The sequence below is a fragment of the Rickettsia japonica YH genome (genome assembly GCF_000283595.1).
In the GTDB taxonomy this organism is placed as follows: domain Bacteria; phylum Pseudomonadota; class Alphaproteobacteria; order Rickettsiales; family Rickettsiaceae; genus Rickettsia; species Rickettsia rickettsii.
The window spans coordinates 364,181-381,237 of the sequence record NC_016050.1 but is presented as its reverse complement, the minus strand read 5'-3'; the positions used below and the strand labels follow the sequence as shown (position 1 = coordinate 381,237).

The window sequence follows — 17,057 nt, the reverse complement described above, 5'->3', positions numbered from 1 at the left end:
ATTAAATCTATACCTTTTGCTAATATTTTTATTATACCCTCTTGCTCATTAATATTATTTTTAAATATTTTAGTTTCAGCAATACAGCAAGCATTTATGATATTTTTATATTCCAATAAAATGCATTACAGTAATCGTATAATAATGGGCTTGCTTGTGCTAAACTTTCAATTTCTCTAAAGATTTCTGCTTTTTGTATTGTGCCACTAGCTTTTAGTGTTTTATTGTGGCTATCTATCTTAATGTCATAGGCATCTAATCTTTTATTTGCCCCGGCATCTAGTAATTTAAAATTACTGGTTTTCAACCTTATTTTTGCATCTTGAATTATTTCACTTGCAAACTTCAGCTTACTACTATGTTTAAATATCTGTTTTTCTTCTTCAGGCTTAAGCTTTTCATTCTTAATAAAACAATCACATTGTTCTTGGGCTGCTAATTCGTTAAATAGTTGCCCTCTTAGTTCTGTGTTAATTTCTGCTGGATAAATCGTGGCTATTTTCTTTAAATGATCCTCACCAAATTTATATATTCGATGATCACCGAAAATACTTCTTTTTTCTAACAACATTACGAACTGATCTTTATTATCACCTGCATAAGATAAAAGATATTTTTCAGTAAAAAATTTGGTATTTTAATTTGTAATACTACTTACGTAATTAATATCACTTGCTGCTATTTTAAGAGCTAATCCTTTGTTTAGGAATATAGGTTTATGTGTTTTATATCATTCTGCTAACGGATCGTCTGTTTCTGCAAGTAATTTAGTTACAAACTCCTCTAAACTTACTATTTTGCTTGCTGAATTATCGGTTGTAAATGTTTCATAGTTTCTATCTTCAAATATTATCTTGCCTTCTATTCCCGGTGCTTTACTAACCGATACTGTAAAAGTAAAATTATATTTCTTTATACCATTTAAAATAAACTTACTCTCTAACTCATTTATCACACCGCTCTTTAATATGCTTTTACATATTTCTTTTAAAAAGATTTGCGTTTCGCTTATGTTCGGTAATTAGTTAAAACTCACAATAAACCATTCTATTACTTCAGGATTTTTACTTTTTTCATATTCTTGAGTGATGTAATCGGTTATTGTGTAGAGTGGTGTTTGCCTTTGTGTGTAAATCTTCATCAAATTGGAATGCTTCAATTTTAGTTAAGTAAATTATTTTTAATAATTCATGAAATTGTTTATGACCTCCTTTATTAACTAACATTACTTTTAATATTTCAATTAAATTCCAAGTAGCTTCATACTTAGGCATATCTGTCAACATAAGGGTCACTGAGTATATCTTTGAACACTTTAAATGCTTCTTCTACCGGTTTTACCTTTCCTAATTCAACTAAACTTAAAGCAGACTCAGATTTGTCAGAATTACTAAATAGATTTTTCAGTATTTTAGATGCGTCATGTGATATATTGGGGTTTATTTGTATTATCCAACCTAGGATTTTGGCGATTGTGAATTCAATATAATTACTAGGGTTATTAAGTAGTGTATTCAATATTTTTAATGTCTCTTGGGCTAAACTAGGATTTATACGTACTGTTTCAGTTAAGCTCCAAATAACTACAATTTTGACTTCGTTGCCGGAATCGTTTAATACTTCTTTCAATATACTAAATATTGCTAATGTTAAACTTGACAATATATATTAACTCTAAGCTTAAAACAGCCGTAGCCTTAATATAAATATTAGAATCATTTAGTAGATATTGCAGTGTATTTAAAGCTTCTTGTTCATGCATTACACTTAGCATTTCAGTTAAGCTTCGAGTAGCTTGATATAAAATTTCATTATTAGAGTTACCAAATAGTTATTCTGATTTTAAACATTGCACAGTATCAAATTTGACATAATTAGCATTACGGATTAGTGTTTTCAATATGTTCAAAAATTCTTTTACTAAACTAGGCTTTGCTTTTACTATTTCAACTAAAACTGAAACTGCCTAGAACTTGAAATTTTCTATAGGATCATTAAATAATCCTTGCAGTGCATTAAATGCCTTGGGTGCTTAGGTGTTGTATTTACTATCTTAACTAAGCTTTTAGTAACTCAGTATTTGTTGTATAATTTTTTTTACCTGATTTAATATTTTTATATCTAAATTAGGCATAATATTAATTATTTCAATCAATATTATATTTACATATTCATTTAATACCTTTTTATTTAATAATGGTATTATTTTTTTAAAGCTTTCCTGTAATACTGTCTTATCTATCGTCTCATCTAATATATGTGCCAATTTTTGTAATACTAGCTTCTTTAATTGCGTATCATCAACTTTTAATAAACCGATTAATCTTTCATAAATTTTTGTTTTATTACCCGAAGTATTTTTATTTATTAATTATTTCTATAGCTGTTTTAAATACTTGAAATATAGTTTCTTTGTTTCGTAATTTCTCATTTATTAGCTTAGCAATCTCTGCCGATAAATATCCGCTATCTATTATATGTTGTTCCCAATCTGTAATATCTTTTAGTACGATCTCATCTATCAACTCTTGTATTTGTTTTAAATACGGTATTCTACTATTAAATTGTCCCTTAATTTTGCTTTGAGCTAATAAATGCATTAAGAGTATAATCTTTCTTTCAATTCCTAGCTCTAATATTCCATCAATATTACATGTTACAACTTCCCAAAATATTTCTATTAACTCTTGATTATTTTCATTACTTACCACCCCTGCTAGAAACTTCAGATTCATTAGATATTTCGGTTCGTTTCTATGCGCACCTATAAAGCTTGCTGCTTTGTGTTTTGTATTATTATCTGTTAACTGATTTTTTAAATAACATGCAGCTAGATATTCTTGAAATGTTAAATGAATAAATTGAAAATTTTGCCCTTCTCTTCTTAATAGCCCTTGTTCTATAACTTCATCTATATCATTAGCTTCAGTTTTATTTTTATATTTATTTTGGTTTTGTTCTAGATGCCTATTATTAAGCCAGTTTATTATTTCACTATATAAACGACTTATATTAAAATCTTCATCGCTGTTTTTGTGCAACTGATCCCTTATATCTTGATCACTCCAAACCAAACATATTAATGCAGTATTGATAGGAACTTCACATATTTCTTTTATTTGGCTATGAGTATCCAAAAAGCTTTTTAATTGCACTCCTAGCTCTTTATCATACTCAAAATTTTTATGTACATATTGGCTCTATTCCCTCACTATCCCAGCCTGTATTGTCTACTTTCTGCTCAAATCTGTTGCTCATTTCTTCTATAACCGCATTAGGACTAGAACTCATTACGATATTTTTATACTGAAATACCGAATCCATAATATCTCGGTAATCACGATTACTCTGTGACAAAAACGCTACCTCATCATAACCATCCAGTAGTAATAATATCCTATCTTTATCTTGTATACTTTTTATATCTTCAAGTTTTATATCTTTAGAATCTAAACAATAATGGACAAAACAACTTAGTATATCGTCATCTATATTAGTACCATAACGTACTGTCCAATTGCTTAACAATTCCTTTAACCTGATTCTAAATACATAATCAAATTTGTTGTTCCACAGTTTGTCTTTTTCCCATTTATAAGATAGATAATGCATTAACGTGGTTTTACCTATTCCTGCACTACCGAGTAACAATATTTTACCTATATCAACTTGCATTCTGTTTATTTTCTCAACTATATTTTTTATTTCTGAGGTACTTTTATTAGTTAGATTTCTGCGAAGTATCGCAAACTTATTTTCTTCATTCAGTGACTTAACTATATTATCAATTTTTTCTTCTTGAACTTGATAATTTTTATTAAATAGCTCTCTTATCTTTCCGTATCTATGGCTTTAAAAATATTCTCTATTTCTGCCGGTGATGAAACAGAAGTAGATTTCGGTACGTGGGCTAGTCCTTTTGTCGGCAATAGTACTCAAAAGGCACAAAATAATCTAAGCGGTTATAAATCTAACTCAACCGGTAGTACTGTCGGTTTTGATAGTTGAGTAGGCGATGATTTCTTACTTGGCGTTGCTAGTGCATGGCAAACGAACTCTTACGGCTGATATGGCACTAAGATTAGGTAAATATTTTCACACTTCAGCCCAGTTATGTAATTTACAAGCAAGATATGATTTAAAATTAGCCCAGCGTAATGAATGGCCTCATATTAAAATCGTATTCGTACTATGGAAGTAGCAAGAAAAGCTAGTTTATCATTTCCTAGCAACGGCAAAAAATTCAGGATGTCTTATGGCAATATCGATATCCTGCATAAATCTTATTCTTATACTGTAGCTTGTATCAAGTGCATAAGGGTTAACTAACACATCTAATACGCCCCATTGCCCAACATAAAATATTAAATAATACTTTTTATCACGGAGTAATACATTATAAAAAAGGCAACAAATACTACCCTCATATTTACAAGCCTATTGTTACTAAAGAATTATAGAACAAATAGAAAAAGTTTTTGCATCAATGTATATTGAGCCTGATTTATTGAGCAAAATAATTAAAAGTGTTAAAGAATCGGCAAAATATGAAAAAGATTATTATAACACAAGAATAACAGAATTAAATAAAGAGCTTATCAGTGTAAAAAATAGCCTTGATAAGCTTAGAATTAGAAGTAAACTTTTAGAAGGTATATTTACAAATGAAGAATACGAAGAAGATAAATATAAATTAACAACACGTCGTGATAAAGTAATGTTAGAGATAGCAGAGCATAATAAAGGTGATGATTATTTTACGGAAAAAATGATAGATGTACTAAATTTAGTTGCCAATGCACATCAATATTTTGTTTTGTCGAATGCTGAGGGAAAAAGACGCCTAATAAAAACTGTGTTTTCAATTAAATTAACAGGCAACAAGCTTGACTTTATGCTGCATTCACCGTTTGATGCATTCGTAAAGTTGTCAAAAATCGAGAAATGGCTCCCCGGGCCGGACTCGAACCAGCGACCGAACGGTTAACAGCCGTTTGCTCTACCACTAAGCTACCGAGGAACATTAGAAGCATCTGGAAGATTCAGATACTTCCTTATAACAAATCTTTATTATAACGTCTAGCGTTTTCTTTATATAAAATAAAAAAGTTTTATTCATCACCTATTTTTAAAGCTGCAATAAACGCAGATTGCGGAATTTCGATATTACCGTACTGTCTCATTCTCTTTTTACCTGCTTTTTGTTTCTCAAGTAATTTACGTTTACGACTTATATCACCGCCGTAACATTTAGATAAAACATCTTTACGTAGGGCTTTAATAGTCTCACGAGCGATAATACGACTACCTATACTTGCTTGAATTGCTATATCAATCTGCTGTCTCGGTATTAAATCCTTTAACCTTACGCATAATGCCCTCCCCCTTTGCTCGGCACGTGAGCGGTGTACGATTGTGGATAGTGCATCAACCGTCTCTGCGTTAACCAAAATCCCAAGCTTAACAAGTTCGGAAGGTTTATAAACATCCATTTGCCATTCAAAACTTGCATAACCTTTAGAACAACTTTTTAAACGATCATAGAAATCATAAACTATCTCATTTAGCGGTAATTTATAAATTATTTTAGCCCTATTTGCTATATAGCTATGATCAAGCTGCATCCCTCTCTTTTCCGTACAAAGCGATAGTACCGCACCTAAAAACTCATTAGGTACCATTATAGTTGCCTTAATCCAAGGCTCTTCCATTGATTCGATTTTTTGTAAATCAGGCAAATCTGCTGGGTTATGTATCTCTAAGTTCTCACCGTCCCGCATATGAATTTTATACACCACACTTGGAGCGGTAGTGATTAAATCTAAATCGAATTCCCTACTTAAACGTTCTTGGATTATCTCTAAATGTAACAGCCCCAAAAAGCCGCATCTAAAGCCTACTCCGAGTGCCGAAGAGCTTTCCATTTCATACTCAAAACTAGCATCATTAAGGCGTAATTTAGCTAGTGAATCCTTTAGATGCTCAAATTCCGAGCTATCCGTTGGATAAAGACCACAAAACACTACAGGTAAGTTTGGTTTAAAACCCGGTAGAGCTTGCTCACAAGGTTTTTTTTCATCAGTGATAGTATCCCCAACTTTACAATCCGCTACTTGCTTTATAGCCGCAGTAAAGAAGCCGATTTCGCCTGCATGCAGAACATCCGAAATATGTTTTTTCGGAGTAAAATAGCCAACATTCTCAACGGTATAAACTGAGTTAGTAGCCATCATTTTAATACGCATATTCTTACGTAAGTAGCCATCAATAACACGTACTAAAATAACCACGCCAAGATATGGGTCATACCAACTATCAACAAGCAAAGCTTTCAAAATATCAGAACTACTTTCTTTTGGCGGAGGTAATTTATTTACTATAGCCTCTAAAACTAAATCAATCCCTATACCGCTTTTAGCAGAGATTAGCACAGCCTCACTTGCATCGATTCCGATTATATCCTCTATTTGCTGCTTAACCTGTTCAGGTTCTGACGCCGGTAGGTCAAGCTTGTTAAGCACCAGTACAATCTCATGATCGTTCTCGATTGCTTGGTAAACATTGGCAAGCGTTTGTGCTTCTACTCCTTGCGTACTATCAACTACCAATAACGAGCCTTCACAAGCAGCAAGTGACCTACTAACTTCATAAGCAAAATCGACATGCCCGGGAGTGTCCATTAGATTCAAATAGTAGGTGTTACCGTCTTTAGCTTTATATACAAGCCGCACGGTTTGTGCCTTAATAGTTATACCTCTCTCTTTTTCAATATCCATCGAATCTAGCACTTGCTGGCTCATTTCCCTAGCCTGCAAGCCGCCGCAATGTTCAATTAACCTATCGGCTAACGTAGATTTACCGTGATCAATATGGGCGATTATTGAGAAGTTCCTTATATATTTTTGATGATTCATAATTATTGTGATATAATTTGCATTTGTTTATTGTCTGTCATCCCGCGATCAAGTCGCGGGATGACACTAAACCACGATAATATATAACAAAATCGAAATTTATAACAGGAAAAAATAATGCGAGCTGAAATAGAAAATTATGTAAAAAAAATTGAGCAGTCTTTAGAACTACTTTGGAGGTCACTTTGACGTTGAAACATCAACTGAAAGACTGAACGCGTTAGAAGAGTTAACAGCCGATCCTAGTTTATGGAATGATCAGGCTAATGCTCAAAAATTACTGCGAGAAAAAAGTAATCTAGAAGAAAAACTAAACGCTTTTAATAAACTCAAATCCAATTTAAAAGATGCTTTAGAACTTGAAGAAATGGCTGAAGCCGAAAACGATTTAGAAACACTTTCACAAATTGAACAGGACTTAAAAAATTTAAGCATAATTGCTGCCAAATTTGAAACGGAATGTTTGTTTTCAGGTGAAGCAGACGGTAATAATTGCTTTTTAGAGATTAATGCTGGAGCCGGGGGAACTGAAAGCCATGACTGGGCGTCTATTATGATGCGTATGTATTTGCGTTTTGCCGAAAGACTCGGCTTTAAAACCGAAATAATCAATATGATTAACGGCGAAGAGGCAGGCATTAAATCATGCACGATTAGGATAATAGGAAAGCGTGCTTACGGCTGGTTTAAGACCGAAGCTGGCGTTCACAGATTAGTGCGTATTTCTCCGTTTAATGCAGCCGGTAAAAGAATGACTAGCTTTGCAAGTAGCTGGGTATATCCCGAAATTGATGATAATATAGCAATTACTATTGAGGACAAAGATTTAAGAATCGATACTTTTAGAGCATCGGGAGCCGGCGGGCAGCACGTTAATACTACCGATTCAGCTGTACGTATCACTCATATACCGACCGGTACGGTAACACAATGCCAAAGCGATAGATCGCAGCATAAAAATAAAGCTCAAGCTATGAAAATGCTTCAAGCCAAACTCTATGAGCTTGAAATGCAAAAACGTACCGATAGCGTTAACGAGCAGAATGCTACTAAAACTGATAATAGCTGGGGACATCAAATTAGATCATATGTTTTGCAACCTTATCAAATGGTAAAAGATTTACGTACCGATTATGAAACTTCCGATACTAAAGGAGTGCTTGACGGTGACCTTGAAGAATTTGTTTCCGCAAACCTTGCTATGAATGCGGGTGGTAAGAAGTAGTGAAAATCAATGAGCAATACTTTAAGTAATGAATCATATACTGATTTAATTAAAAATTTAAAACACGAAATTAGCAAAGCTCTTATTAGAGCCCATTTAGCAGTAAATAAAGAATTGATAGTTCTTTATTGGAATATAGGAAAATTAATTTTAGAACGTCAGAATAAAGAAAAATGGGGATCAAAAGTGATTCAAAATATTTCTAATGATTTGCGTAAAGAATTTCCTGAAATAAAAGGATTATCATATCAAAACCTTTCTTATATGCATCAGTTTTTTGCAGAATATAATAATGACCAAATTCTCCAACAGGCGGTTGGAGAAATCCCATAGAGTCATAATATTATTATTTTTTCAAAACTAAAAAATATAAATCAAAGAATTTGGTATGCACAACAAACCATCGAAAATGGTTGGTCAAGAAATGTATTATCTTTGCAAATTAAAAGTAATTTACATGAAAGGTCAGCGAAAGGTATAAATAACTTTTCCAATACTCTACCTGAGCTACAGTCTGATTTAGCCAGGTCGATTATAAAAGAACCGTATAACTTAGAATTTTTAGATATTCAAGGTAAAATAATAGAACAAGATTTAGAAAATAAATTGATAGATAATATTAAAAACTTTTTATTAGAGTTAGGACAAGGTTTTGCATTTGTTGGCAATCAGTATCATATAGAACTTGAGGGAGAAGATTATTATTTGGATTTAGTTTTTTATCACATAAAACTCAAATGCTATGTATGTTGTTATTGAATTAAAAACCGGCAAGTTTAAGCCGGAATATGCCGGTAAACTAAATTTTTCTCTTAATTTAATGGAGCGCACAATTAAAGATAATTCGGACAATCCTACAATTGGGTTAATTTTGTGTGAAGAAAAACAAGGTATTACTGTAGAATACTCTATAGAAGGCATCCAAAAACCAATAGGAGTATCACAATTTAAGCTTACAGCAACATTACCTAAAAAGCTTGAAAAATTCCTGCCTACCCCTCAAGATCTAGCAAAGCTAAAAAGCAAATAAATTACTAAAAGTTATTTTTCTTGATATCATGGTCAAGCTTTGGTATGACCTTTTCATATTTCAACCTTATTATTTTTATCGCAACATGAAAAACTAGAAAAACTTTACTACTGCTATTTCTATATTTATTATAGCTATAGCCTCGGTTCTAGGATTTCAGAGTTATCAAAAATTTACTCAAGATAAATATTTTGAGCAGGTAATAACCGTAAATAATCTAGAGTTTGATCCTGCTAATGAAACAATCCACAAGACATTCTTATACCAAAATACCTATCAATTCCGATACTCAAAATATAGAGGCTGCAGATAAAAAGGACGGATATAATAGGATGAGGCTTGGCATAGATAGAGATTGCAAGAGAAGTAGCAGCTAAAAAACTTGATAAGCAAATATCTAGCCTAACATATGAAGAATTGAAAAAATACGGACCGATGATTTTGTTTAACGGCGGAGCGTATGATAATAAATTACTACAAGAAGCGCTTGATAAAAATATTATTACCGATTATCCAAAAGAAAATTTTTATATTTTTACGCTGCCGGAATACCAAACCAATACCGGCGCGGACAATTTAACACTCTATATAAAGAGCATGAGAACAGTAATATTGACTTAAGTAACGCCGAAATTGCTATTGTTACTCATGCTTATCATTTTCCTCGTGTTAATCGATATTTTGATAACAAACCGAATTTTGACTTCTTCTTTATTCATAACACTAAACCTATAATTTTCTTAGTCGATCGAAAATTTGAAATCATAGGAGTAGATAATGAACTAAAGCAGGAGCTAATAAAAATTACCTAACTATATAGAGAAAAGGTTTTGTTGCAGAAAAATTAAATGCTAATATTTAGCAAATGCTTAATTAATCAATGACTATCTCTCTTGCTGCTTGTTCTTTAATCTCAATACGAGGTAGAATAATAGTAAGTATTCCATTCTTAAGGCTTGAAGAGATATTTGCCTGATCTACATCTTCATATAATGATATTACATAATTAAAATTTTTATTCATATAATTATCTGAATCATCAGCTTTATTTTTTTCTTCTATATTCCCTGTAATAAATAATTTATTACCGTTTACTTTAACCTTAATTTGATTTTTATCAAAGCCAGGTACTTCCATAACAATAATATACTGCTTATCTTTAGTAATAAAATTGCTTTTTATGCTATTAGATTCATAAAGCGGCAATCTATTTTTAAATAAATTATCAATATTTGTAATTTGATTATCTATTAAATCTGCTACCTGACGCAGTGGCGTTGCATTACCGGAATCATAATTCTTATTAGCTATTGCAATATTACTAGATAAAATCATAGCTGCTATAGACGGAATATATAATCTTACGCTCTTTAACATAAAACCACCATTAATTTTGTTAGTTATATATTTAAATATATAAAATTATCTATTTAAAATTCAAGTCTTACATTTCCATAATTTACTGAAAGTACGCTGCCCAAAATAAAAACTAATAATCTCCGCAAAAATAGTTTGATCTTCTATGCTCCATAATATATCTAGATATTCAACTAGCAGAGCAGAACTTTTTAACGATTTATATTGAACATATTTAACTCCTACATACATTGCAAAAAAGCTATAGGCAAGCACGGGTCTTACCAAACCATTTAAAGCATCAACCCAACTAACACCTGATTTATAAGTGGAGTAAAGAGAATATTGCTCTGCCATTTCGTGTGATATGGTAAGCTCTGTAAAAGTTTTAGACTGATTAAGTTTTTGTTATTAGCAATTTGACGGTCTAAAATATTTATCTCGTGTTTTTGTCGTTAATATCTTTATATATTTTCAAAATTTCAGGAATTATTGAACTAATAAATCCTGTTATCGCCGCAAGTAAAGTAATCATAAATATCTATCTATATAAATTTTAGGATAAGTATAGCAAAGATTAAGTCATTATACTAAGAAAGAGGCAAAAAGGGGCAGCATGGACTGATTATTTATGTCGTTCCTGCGAAAGCAGGAATCCAGCTTTTTAATCTAATTATATACTAAATTTTTATATAGTTTGCTGTGTTTTTATCATTTTTTACTGGATCCCTGCTTTCACAGAAATGACATCGAACATGTTTAATGATCCATGCAACAACGCCAATAATAGGAAAACTGATCCACTCAACAATTACTTTAAATTAGACCAAATACGGTTTTTTGCAATATAGAAAAAGATAGTAAATACTGCTAAAAACATCATAACTTTAAGACCCATAGATTTACGATGTTCCATTTCCGGCTCAGCTGCCCATTGTAGAAATACCACAATGTCTTGCGACATCTGCTCTACACTTGCGTTAGTACCGTCCATATAGGTTACCTGCCCGTCTGTAAGCGGCGGCGGCATTGCTATTTGCTCGCCAGGGAAATAGGGATTATAATGAGTTCCCTGCATCAGCTTAAAATCTGCCGGCGGTTCAGTATAGCCGGTAAGTAGCGAATATATATAATTAGCTCCGTCATGACGTGCTTTTATTATCAACGATAAATCAGGAGGATGGGCACCGTTATTAGTTGCTCTTGCTGCTTGCTCATTAGGGTAAGGAGGTACAAAACGATCAGAGGGAAGAGCGGGGCGGTCAAACATCTTACCGTCATCATTAGGTCCGTCTTGTATCGTATAGCCTTTGGCAATCTCTTTTATCTCGTCATCCGAAAAGCCGATATCTTTAAGATTACGGTAATATAAATTGTTTAAACCGTGGCAGACACTACAAACTTCTTTATAGACCTGAAAACCTCTTTGTGCTGCTTCACGATTAACTGTACCAAATACGCCGCCAAACGACCATTTCATCTTTTTTGGACGTAATACTTCTTCGTTGGCTAAACTTAAGCACGACATTAGTAGTATGATGATAGAGATAAGTAGTTTAGTTTTCATAAATTTTTTTGAGTCGTCATTGCAAGGAAAAATTGAAAATGTTGACGAAGCAATCTCAGGAGCTTATATATTATTTTATAAGATTGTCGTGTTGAGATTTTGTCTTTACTTGCAATGATGTTTTTATTACAGAATAATTTCATTATACAAATCATCCCAATTTATATTTGTTTGTTCTATTAATTTAATTTTTTTGTCTCTTAAACCGGCTTTAATTTGTTTTTCTCTATTTATTGCTGAATTCATAGTTGATGAATCTCATAAAATACTAAAATTTTGCAATTTTTACTAAACCCCTTAATTGTATCATTTTTGTGTTGATATATTCTTTTTATTACATTAAAAGTAACACCAGTATAGCCATTTTTCTTGTTAGTTACTATAATATACTATTGGTTACTTCATAAATTTGTATAATACAAAAAACGTCATTGCGAGCAGCCATAGGCTGCACGGCAATCTCATGAAATAATAACAAACTCCTGAGATTGCTTCGCAATGACTTAACTCTTACAACTCCTCCGGCAATGGCAGCGGTTTTTCATATTTACCTATCAGCGGCAGAGCTAATAAGACATGAAAAAAGTAATAACAAGCAGCAAAACGGCTAATGGTAATATACGGCTCTTCTGCCGGCTGCCCGCCTAAATAACCAAGCAATAAACAATCTGCCATAAATAGCCAAAAAGCCATGCGGTGTATCGGTCTATAATTGCTACTTCTAACTTTTGAAGTATCAAGCCAAGGTAGTAAGAATAACACAAATATACTTCCGAACATTAATAGCACCCCACCAAGCTTAGACGGCACGGCTCTAAGTATTGCATAAAACGGCAGAAAATACCATTCAGGGACAATGTGGGCAGGCGTAACTAACGGATTTGCCGGAATGTAATTATCGGGATGTCCTAAATAATTAGGTTCGTAAAAAATAAAATAGGCAAATATTATGAAATAAACTCCGAAACCGACAAAATCCTTTACGGTATAATAAGGGTGGAACGGAATAGTATCTTTAGGGCTTTTAACATCTATACCTTTTGGGTTATTTGAACCATGCTGATGCAAGGCCACTAAATGCAGCATCACTAAAGCAACAATAATAAATGGCAATAAATAATGCAGTGAGAAGAACCTATTTAATGTCGGGTTATCAACAGAAAAACCACCCCATAACCACGTAACTATGAATTCCCCTATTAACGGAATAGCGGAAAATAAATTAGTAATAACCGTTGCTCCCCAGTAGCTCATCTGCCCCCAAGGAAGCACATAACCCATGAAAGCAGTAGCCATCATGGTTAGAAAAATGATGATACCGATATGCCAAAGCAGTTCTCTAGGTGCTTTATAAGAGCCGTAATACAAACCTCTTGCTATGTGTAAGTATACGGCGGCAAAAAACATCGATGCACCTACCGCATGAGTATAACGCAGTAACCAACCGTAATTCACGTTACGCATGATTCGCTCAACACTATCGAAAGCATGATCAACATGCGGAGTATAGTGCATAGCAAGTATGACGCCGGTGATTATCTGAATCACTAACGCAATACCAGCAATAGAGCCTAAATTCCACAAATAGCTAAGATTTTTCGGAGTTTGATAATGACTAAAATGCTTTAGGAAGGCAAAAATAGGAAGACGATAATCTATCCATTCTATAATAGCATTAGGCTTTTTAGGGGTAATATCTTCATTCATAAATAATTACCCTATTCTAATTTTTGTGTCGCTAATAAAAGTGTAAGGCGGCACAGCTAAATTTAAAGGAGCAGGCCCTCTTCTAACTCTACCTGAAGAATCATATTGTGAACCATGGCACGGACAGAACCATCCATCATATTCACCTTGATTAGCAAGCGGTACACAACCTAAATGCGTGCAGATCCCGATCGTCACCAGCCAATTATCATGCCCTGCTTTCACACGTGCTTCATCTGCTTCAGGATCAATTAGCTCTGACATTTTAACGGCTCTTGCTTCAGCTATTTTGTCAGGCGTACGGTTAGTGATAAAAACCGGTTTACCTTGCCATTTAACCGTAACTGTTTGACCTACCGCAATATTTGATAAATCAACCTCAATTGATGATAAAGCTAGCACGTCCGCAGAAGGGTTTAAAGAATCAACGAGAGGCCAAAGAGCACATGCTGCCCCAACTGCTGCAACACTACTAGCCGTTAGAACCATAAAATCACGACGTGTTGTTTGTTTGTTTTTATTCTCTTCAGTATCCGACATATAATATTAAGGTGACATAAATTAACGATTATTATTACTACCGCTTGGGGTATTATTAAGATTATTTGGATTTTCTAGTGCTTCATAAGGATTTATTATAGGACGTTCAGCGTCTGCAGCACTATCTGCTTGTTTTGGCGTAAGCTTATTTATTTCATCTTCTAACACTTTTGCTCCTGTCCCTTCTTCATGCTTATATTCGCCAGGATCACTTAAGCAATTCCAAAAACTAACTAAACGATTCCAATTAGGACCGAGTTTTGTAGTACAATTTTGAGCAACTGCTTTAGTTGTATCTAATATCTCGACTGTAGTTTCAGTAAAATAATCTATAAACCCAATTTTTTTTAAGCCCAATACTGTATAATATAAAGTAATTAAGGAAGCAAATGCTATAATTAAATACCATTTAGTGATAATAGACCACAGAAAAAATCCCATAGGATTTGCTGCCATTAACCTTCGTAAAGCCTGCCACATATATTTTGCTCAAAAAAATTTATTAATAATATTCATCTTATTTTATATCACTACATTAGTAAAAATAAAGCAAAATCACGTAATATTATAAATATTTTTAATTAAACAGGAACTCAAGAAGAATGAAATCGGTAAAAATACTAAATTAATTCCTATCATAATAAAAATTAATTGTAAGTTATTATCTTGTAATATTAAACCTGTCATTATAATATTCGGAATTAATAACGGCATGATAAACGTACCGACAAAGTTAGCATTCTTCTTAAAATAACATTGCACGCTACCGGATAACACTACTAAACTACTTGATAACACTAATATCATCCATACACTAATAAAGAAAAATATTATCTCAAGCAAAGTTTGATCAAACAAAACATAAATAATGGGTAAAACAAAAACCAGCCCTATCGTACTGCTGATAAATATAGCAAAAAATTTAGCCAATATAATTTTTTCATGACTAACAATTGATAATAATAACTCTAAGCTTCCGTCTTCCAAATCAGATTTAAATATCACCGAAGAAAAACCGATTAATGAAATTAATAAACAAATTACCGAAAAAATTAAACCGAATTTGTTAATATCCCTTTCACTGTTAATTAAAACAGTACTAATTATGCAAAATAAAAAAAATATAACTAGATATTTAATTATATTATTAATACGATTCTGCACTATCAATTCACGCTTAATTAGTACAAATAGACTATTCATAATTATTAAATACGTTGTAAATTAAGTACATAATAGCTGCAACAGTTAAACCTATACCAATTTCAACAATAACTATCGCAATATGCTGAGCAAGTAGCCTATCATTGATAAAATTTGTTAGTGAATAATAATTTAAATAATTATCGTTAAAAAAGAGTGATATTGTTCCTACAATTGCATATATTGCTACACCTAAAACCGCAATACAAACTAGCACGTTAGATCGGCTTAATTTTCGATTACCGTAAACTAAATCATAAGCAATAAGGCTAGATGCAAATATAACACCTGCTTGAAACCCACCACCCGGCGAAGACTCACCGTTAAGCTGAATATATATACTATATAAAATTATATAAGGTATTATAAAACTAGTAATATATTTTATTATTGGATTTGTCATCCCGTGGCTTGACCACGGAATCTTGTATCGCCTGCTGTGTCCTGAGATACCGCGATCAAGTCGCGGTATGGCATCATCAGACTTTCTTGAAAATATCAACAGCACGGCAATTCCTGCAATTAAAATTACGCTAGTTTCACCTAAAGTATCATATCCACGATAACTTGCAAGAATAACCGCAACAAAAGAAGGTATACCTATATCTCTAGAGGTATTTTCGATATAATATTTACTTGAATGCATATGAATAGGAGCATTATCATCACCGTAATTCGGTAATTCTAGCCCCATATAAGCAAGAGTTACTACAAACAATAAACATATTAAACTTGCTGGAATAATATTAGTTCTCTCAATATTCTTTAAATCCGAAGGTAATTTACGCAACAAATTCAAATATACGCATGTTGATAAGCAAGCTCCAAGTGCTGCCTCGGTCATTGCAACATCAGGAGCATCCATAATAAGATAGGATACACCAATTAATAAGCTAAATACAGAAGCAGCAATCACTGCATTTAGTAAATCTTTAGCAAAAATTATTTTTATCGAGATTAAAATCAATAAAAAAGCAATTAAGTTAAGTAGGTAATTGCCGAGATCAAAATTTAAAGCTGTCTTTACTGTCATATGGTTGTTAAAATTTAACGTCATTGCGAGGAGAAACGTAATTTCGACGTGGCAATCTTATCAAGCATCCTGAGATTGCTTCGTCAATTACTTCGTAATTTTCCTCGCAATGACGGTACTATCAGCTCTAATTTTCATAAATAAAGATGCTTTACCAAGTGCATGAGTTGCTACCGGATTTAGTATCAAAATCAATAAAGCCGCTAAAATTAATTTAATAGAGTTCACAATATCTGCTGCAATGCACGCAAAACCTATTAAGCAAATAGGCACGCCGAAACTCTCAATCACACTTGCTGCATGTAATTTAGTATAAAAATCAGGAAATCTAAAAAAACCGATTATCCCTGAAAATATAGCAAATAATCCAATAATTACTAATAAAATTCCTATATAGTATAGTGTCATTGTGTTTATCCTTTTTTCATCATTGCGAGGAAATTATGAAATAATTGACGAAGCAATCTCATTCAAAAGTCCTG

The 17,057-nt window shown here is 32.7% G+C and carries 25 protein-coding genes, 1 tRNA gene and 2 pseudogenes; 7 read left to right on the top strand and 21 right to left on the bottom strand.

Features of this window, described 5'->3' with window-relative positions; translation table 11 throughout:
* Nucleotides 1-94: 94 nt before the first annotated feature.
* The 8 genes from RJP_RS02025 to RJP_RS10265 form a co-directional block, all read right to left on the bottom strand.
* Nucleotides 95-571 (bottom strand): hypothetical protein, encoded by a 477-nt coding sequence (locus RJP_RS02025; protein ID WP_024704485.1) that lies wholly within the window; start codon nt 569-571, stop codon nt 95-97.
* A gap of 159 nt (nt 572-730) precedes the next feature.
* Nucleotides 731-955 carry a hypothetical protein gene (locus RJP_RS02020; protein ID WP_024704484.1) on the bottom strand — a complete coding sequence of 75 codons (225 nt, stop codon included), beginning with the start codon at nt 953-955 and terminating at the stop codon, nt 731-733.
* Between the two features lie 118 nt (nt 956-1,073).
* Nucleotides 1,074-1,274: a hypothetical protein gene (locus tag RJP_RS02015; protein ID WP_151201693.1), complete on the bottom strand. Its 201-nt coding sequence runs from the start codon at nt 1,272-1,274 to the stop codon at nt 1,074-1,076.
* Complete coding sequence (locus tag RJP_RS02010; protein WP_014120641.1) at nt 1,267-1,629, bottom strand: hypothetical protein; 363 nt, start codon at nt 1,627-1,629, stop codon at nt 1,267-1,269. Before RJP_RS02010 ends, RJP_RS02015 begins: the two co-directional genes overlap by 8 nt.
* Nucleotides 1,630-1,633: 4 nt before the next feature.
* Entirely contained in the window at nt 1,634-1,762 is a 129-nt protein-coding gene (locus RJP_RS10980) for a hypothetical protein (protein WP_269446267.1), read from the bottom strand.
* Nucleotides 1,763-2,065: 303 nt separating this feature from the next.
* Entirely contained in the window at nt 2,066-2,266 is a 201-nt protein-coding gene (locus RJP_RS10275; RefSeq protein WP_014014073.1) for a hypothetical protein, read from the bottom strand.
* A 94-nt stretch (nt 2,267-2,360) separates the two neighbouring features.
* A complete protein-coding gene (locus tag RJP_RS10270) occupies nt 2,361-3,155 on the bottom strand; it encodes an NACHT domain-containing protein (RefSeq protein ID WP_225981190.1) in 795 nt (264 codons plus the stop codon).
* A 28-nt stretch (nt 3,156-3,183) separates the two neighbouring features.
* A complete protein-coding gene (locus tag RJP_RS10265) occupies nt 3,184-3,675 on the bottom strand; it encodes an NACHT domain-containing protein (RefSeq protein ID WP_024704482.1) in 492 nt (163 codons plus the stop codon).
* Between the two features lie 171 nt (nt 3,676-3,846).
* On the opposite strand from RJP_RS10265, the gene RJP_RS08610 reads away from it, so the two are divergent.
* Together RJP_RS08610 and RJP_RS01980 are read left to right on the top strand one after the other, a co-directional pair.
* Nucleotides 3,847-4,008, top strand: coding sequence for an autotransporter outer membrane beta-barrel domain-containing protein (locus tag RJP_RS08610; RefSeq protein WP_024704481.1), 162 nt, complete (start codon nt 3,847-3,849; stop codon nt 4,006-4,008).
* 61 nt (nt 4,009-4,069) lie between these two features.
* Nucleotides 4,070-4,201, top strand: a complete 132-nt coding sequence (locus RJP_RS01980) for a helix-turn-helix transcriptional regulator (protein ID WP_225981189.1) — start codon at nt 4,070-4,072, stop codon at nt 4,199-4,201.
* A gap of 744 nt (nt 4,202-4,945) precedes the next feature.
* Here the strand turns inward: RJP_RS01980 and RJP_RS01975 are convergent.
* Nucleotides 4,946-5,020 (bottom strand) — tRNA-Asn (locus tag RJP_RS01975).
* Nucleotides 5,021-5,111: 91 nt separating this feature from the next.
* Nucleotides 5,112-6,914 carry a translation elongation factor 4 gene (gene lepA, locus RJP_RS01970; RefSeq protein ID WP_014120639.1) on the bottom strand — a complete coding sequence of 601 codons (1,803 nt, stop codon included), beginning with the start codon at nt 6,912-6,914 and terminating at the stop codon, nt 5,112-5,114.
* 117 nt (nt 6,915-7,031) lie between these two features.
* Here lepA and prfB point away from each other — a divergent pair.
* The 5 genes and pseudogenes from prfB (at nt 7,032) to RJP_RS01945 (ending at nt 9,790) form a co-directional block, all read left to right on the top strand.
* Nucleotides 7,032-8,139 (top strand): peptide chain release factor 2 gene (gene prfB, locus RJP_RS01965; RefSeq protein WP_096368086.1). Its coding sequence is split into 2 segments (ribosomal slippage): nt 7,032-7,100 and nt 7,102-8,139, totalling 1,107 coding nucleotides; the frame shifts between segments, so codons are not numbered across the junction.
* A gap of 9 nt (nt 8,140-8,148) precedes the next feature.
* Nucleotides 8,149-8,829: pseudogene (locus RJP_RS11250) on the top strand (PDDEXK nuclease domain-containing protein); the annotation flags it as partial.
* Nucleotides 8,830-8,844: 15 nt separating this feature from the next.
* Nucleotides 8,845-9,169, top strand: a pseudogene (locus RJP_RS01950) (PDDEXK nuclease domain-containing protein).
* Nucleotides 9,170-9,405: 236 nt separating this feature from the next.
* Entirely contained in the window at nt 9,406-9,546 is a 141-nt protein-coding gene (locus tag RJP_RS09545; protein WP_167535733.1) for a hypothetical protein, read from the top strand.
* A 58-nt stretch (nt 9,547-9,604) separates the two neighbouring features.
* Nucleotides 9,605-9,790, top strand: coding sequence for a hypothetical protein (locus RJP_RS01945; RefSeq protein WP_024704478.1), 186 nt, complete (start codon nt 9,605-9,607; stop codon nt 9,788-9,790).
* Between the two features lie 252 nt (nt 9,791-10,042).
* On the opposite strand, the gene RJP_RS01940 is transcribed toward RJP_RS01945, so the two are convergent.
* From RJP_RS01940 to RJP_RS01895, 11 genes are all read right to left on the bottom strand, one after another.
* Nucleotides 10,043-10,546, bottom strand: a complete 504-nt coding sequence (locus tag RJP_RS01940; protein WP_014120636.1) for an Hsp20/alpha crystallin family protein — start codon at nt 10,544-10,546, stop codon at nt 10,043-10,045.
* Between the two features lie 60 nt (nt 10,547-10,606).
* The gene (locus RJP_RS09310; RefSeq protein ID WP_037215265.1) at nt 10,607-10,882 is read right to left on the bottom strand and encodes a hypothetical protein; all 276 of its coding nucleotides are present in this window, start codon (nt 10,880-10,882) and stop codon (nt 10,607-10,609) included.
* A 454-nt stretch (nt 10,883-11,336) separates the two neighbouring features.
* Nucleotides 11,337-12,092, bottom strand: coding sequence for a cytochrome c1 (locus RJP_RS01930; protein ID WP_014120635.1), 756 nt, complete (start codon nt 12,090-12,092; stop codon nt 11,337-11,339).
* Between the two features lie 126 nt (nt 12,093-12,218).
* A complete protein-coding gene (locus RJP_RS10260) occupies nt 12,219-12,338 on the bottom strand; it encodes a GIY-YIG nuclease family protein (protein WP_014410066.1) in 120 nt (39 codons plus the stop codon).
* Entirely contained in the window at nt 12,335-12,427 is a 93-nt protein-coding gene (locus tag RJP_RS11245; RefSeq protein WP_324602898.1) for a GIY-YIG nuclease family protein, read from the bottom strand. The genes RJP_RS10260 and RJP_RS11245 overlap by 4 nt, the downstream gene beginning before the upstream one ends.
* 175 nt (nt 12,428-12,602) lie before the next feature.
* Nucleotides 12,603-13,799 carry a cytochrome b gene (locus RJP_RS01920; RefSeq protein WP_014120634.1) on the bottom strand — a complete coding sequence of 399 codons (1,197 nt, stop codon included), beginning with the start codon at nt 13,797-13,799 and terminating at the stop codon, nt 12,603-12,605.
* Between the two features lie 6 nt (nt 13,800-13,805).
* Nucleotides 13,806-14,339 (bottom strand): ubiquinol-cytochrome c reductase iron-sulfur subunit, encoded by a 534-nt coding sequence (gene petA / locus RJP_RS01915; protein ID WP_014120633.1) that lies wholly within the window; start codon nt 14,337-14,339, stop codon nt 13,806-13,808.
* A 21-nt stretch (nt 14,340-14,360) separates the two neighbouring features.
* Nucleotides 14,361-14,819 (bottom strand): DUF2670 domain-containing protein, encoded by a 459-nt coding sequence (locus tag RJP_RS01910; RefSeq protein WP_014120632.1) that lies wholly within the window; start codon nt 14,817-14,819, stop codon nt 14,361-14,363.
* Between the two features lie 75 nt (nt 14,820-14,894).
* A complete protein-coding gene (locus RJP_RS01905; RefSeq protein ID WP_014014059.1) occupies nt 14,895-15,542 on the bottom strand; it encodes a heme exporter protein CcmB in 648 nt (215 codons plus the stop codon).
* Nucleotides 15,535-16,599, bottom strand: coding sequence for a DUF4040 domain-containing protein (locus tag RJP_RS01900; RefSeq protein ID WP_014120631.1), 1,065 nt, complete (start codon nt 16,597-16,599; stop codon nt 15,535-15,537). Before RJP_RS01900 ends, RJP_RS01905 begins: the two co-directional genes overlap by 8 nt.
* Before the next feature lie 63 nt (nt 16,600-16,662).
* On the bottom strand, nt 16,663-16,983 hold the full coding sequence (locus RJP_RS01895; RefSeq protein WP_014120630.1) for a Na+/H+ antiporter subunit G: 321 nt from the start codon (nt 16,981-16,983) through the stop codon (nt 16,663-16,665).
* Nucleotides 16,984-17,057: the final 74 nt, after the last annotated feature.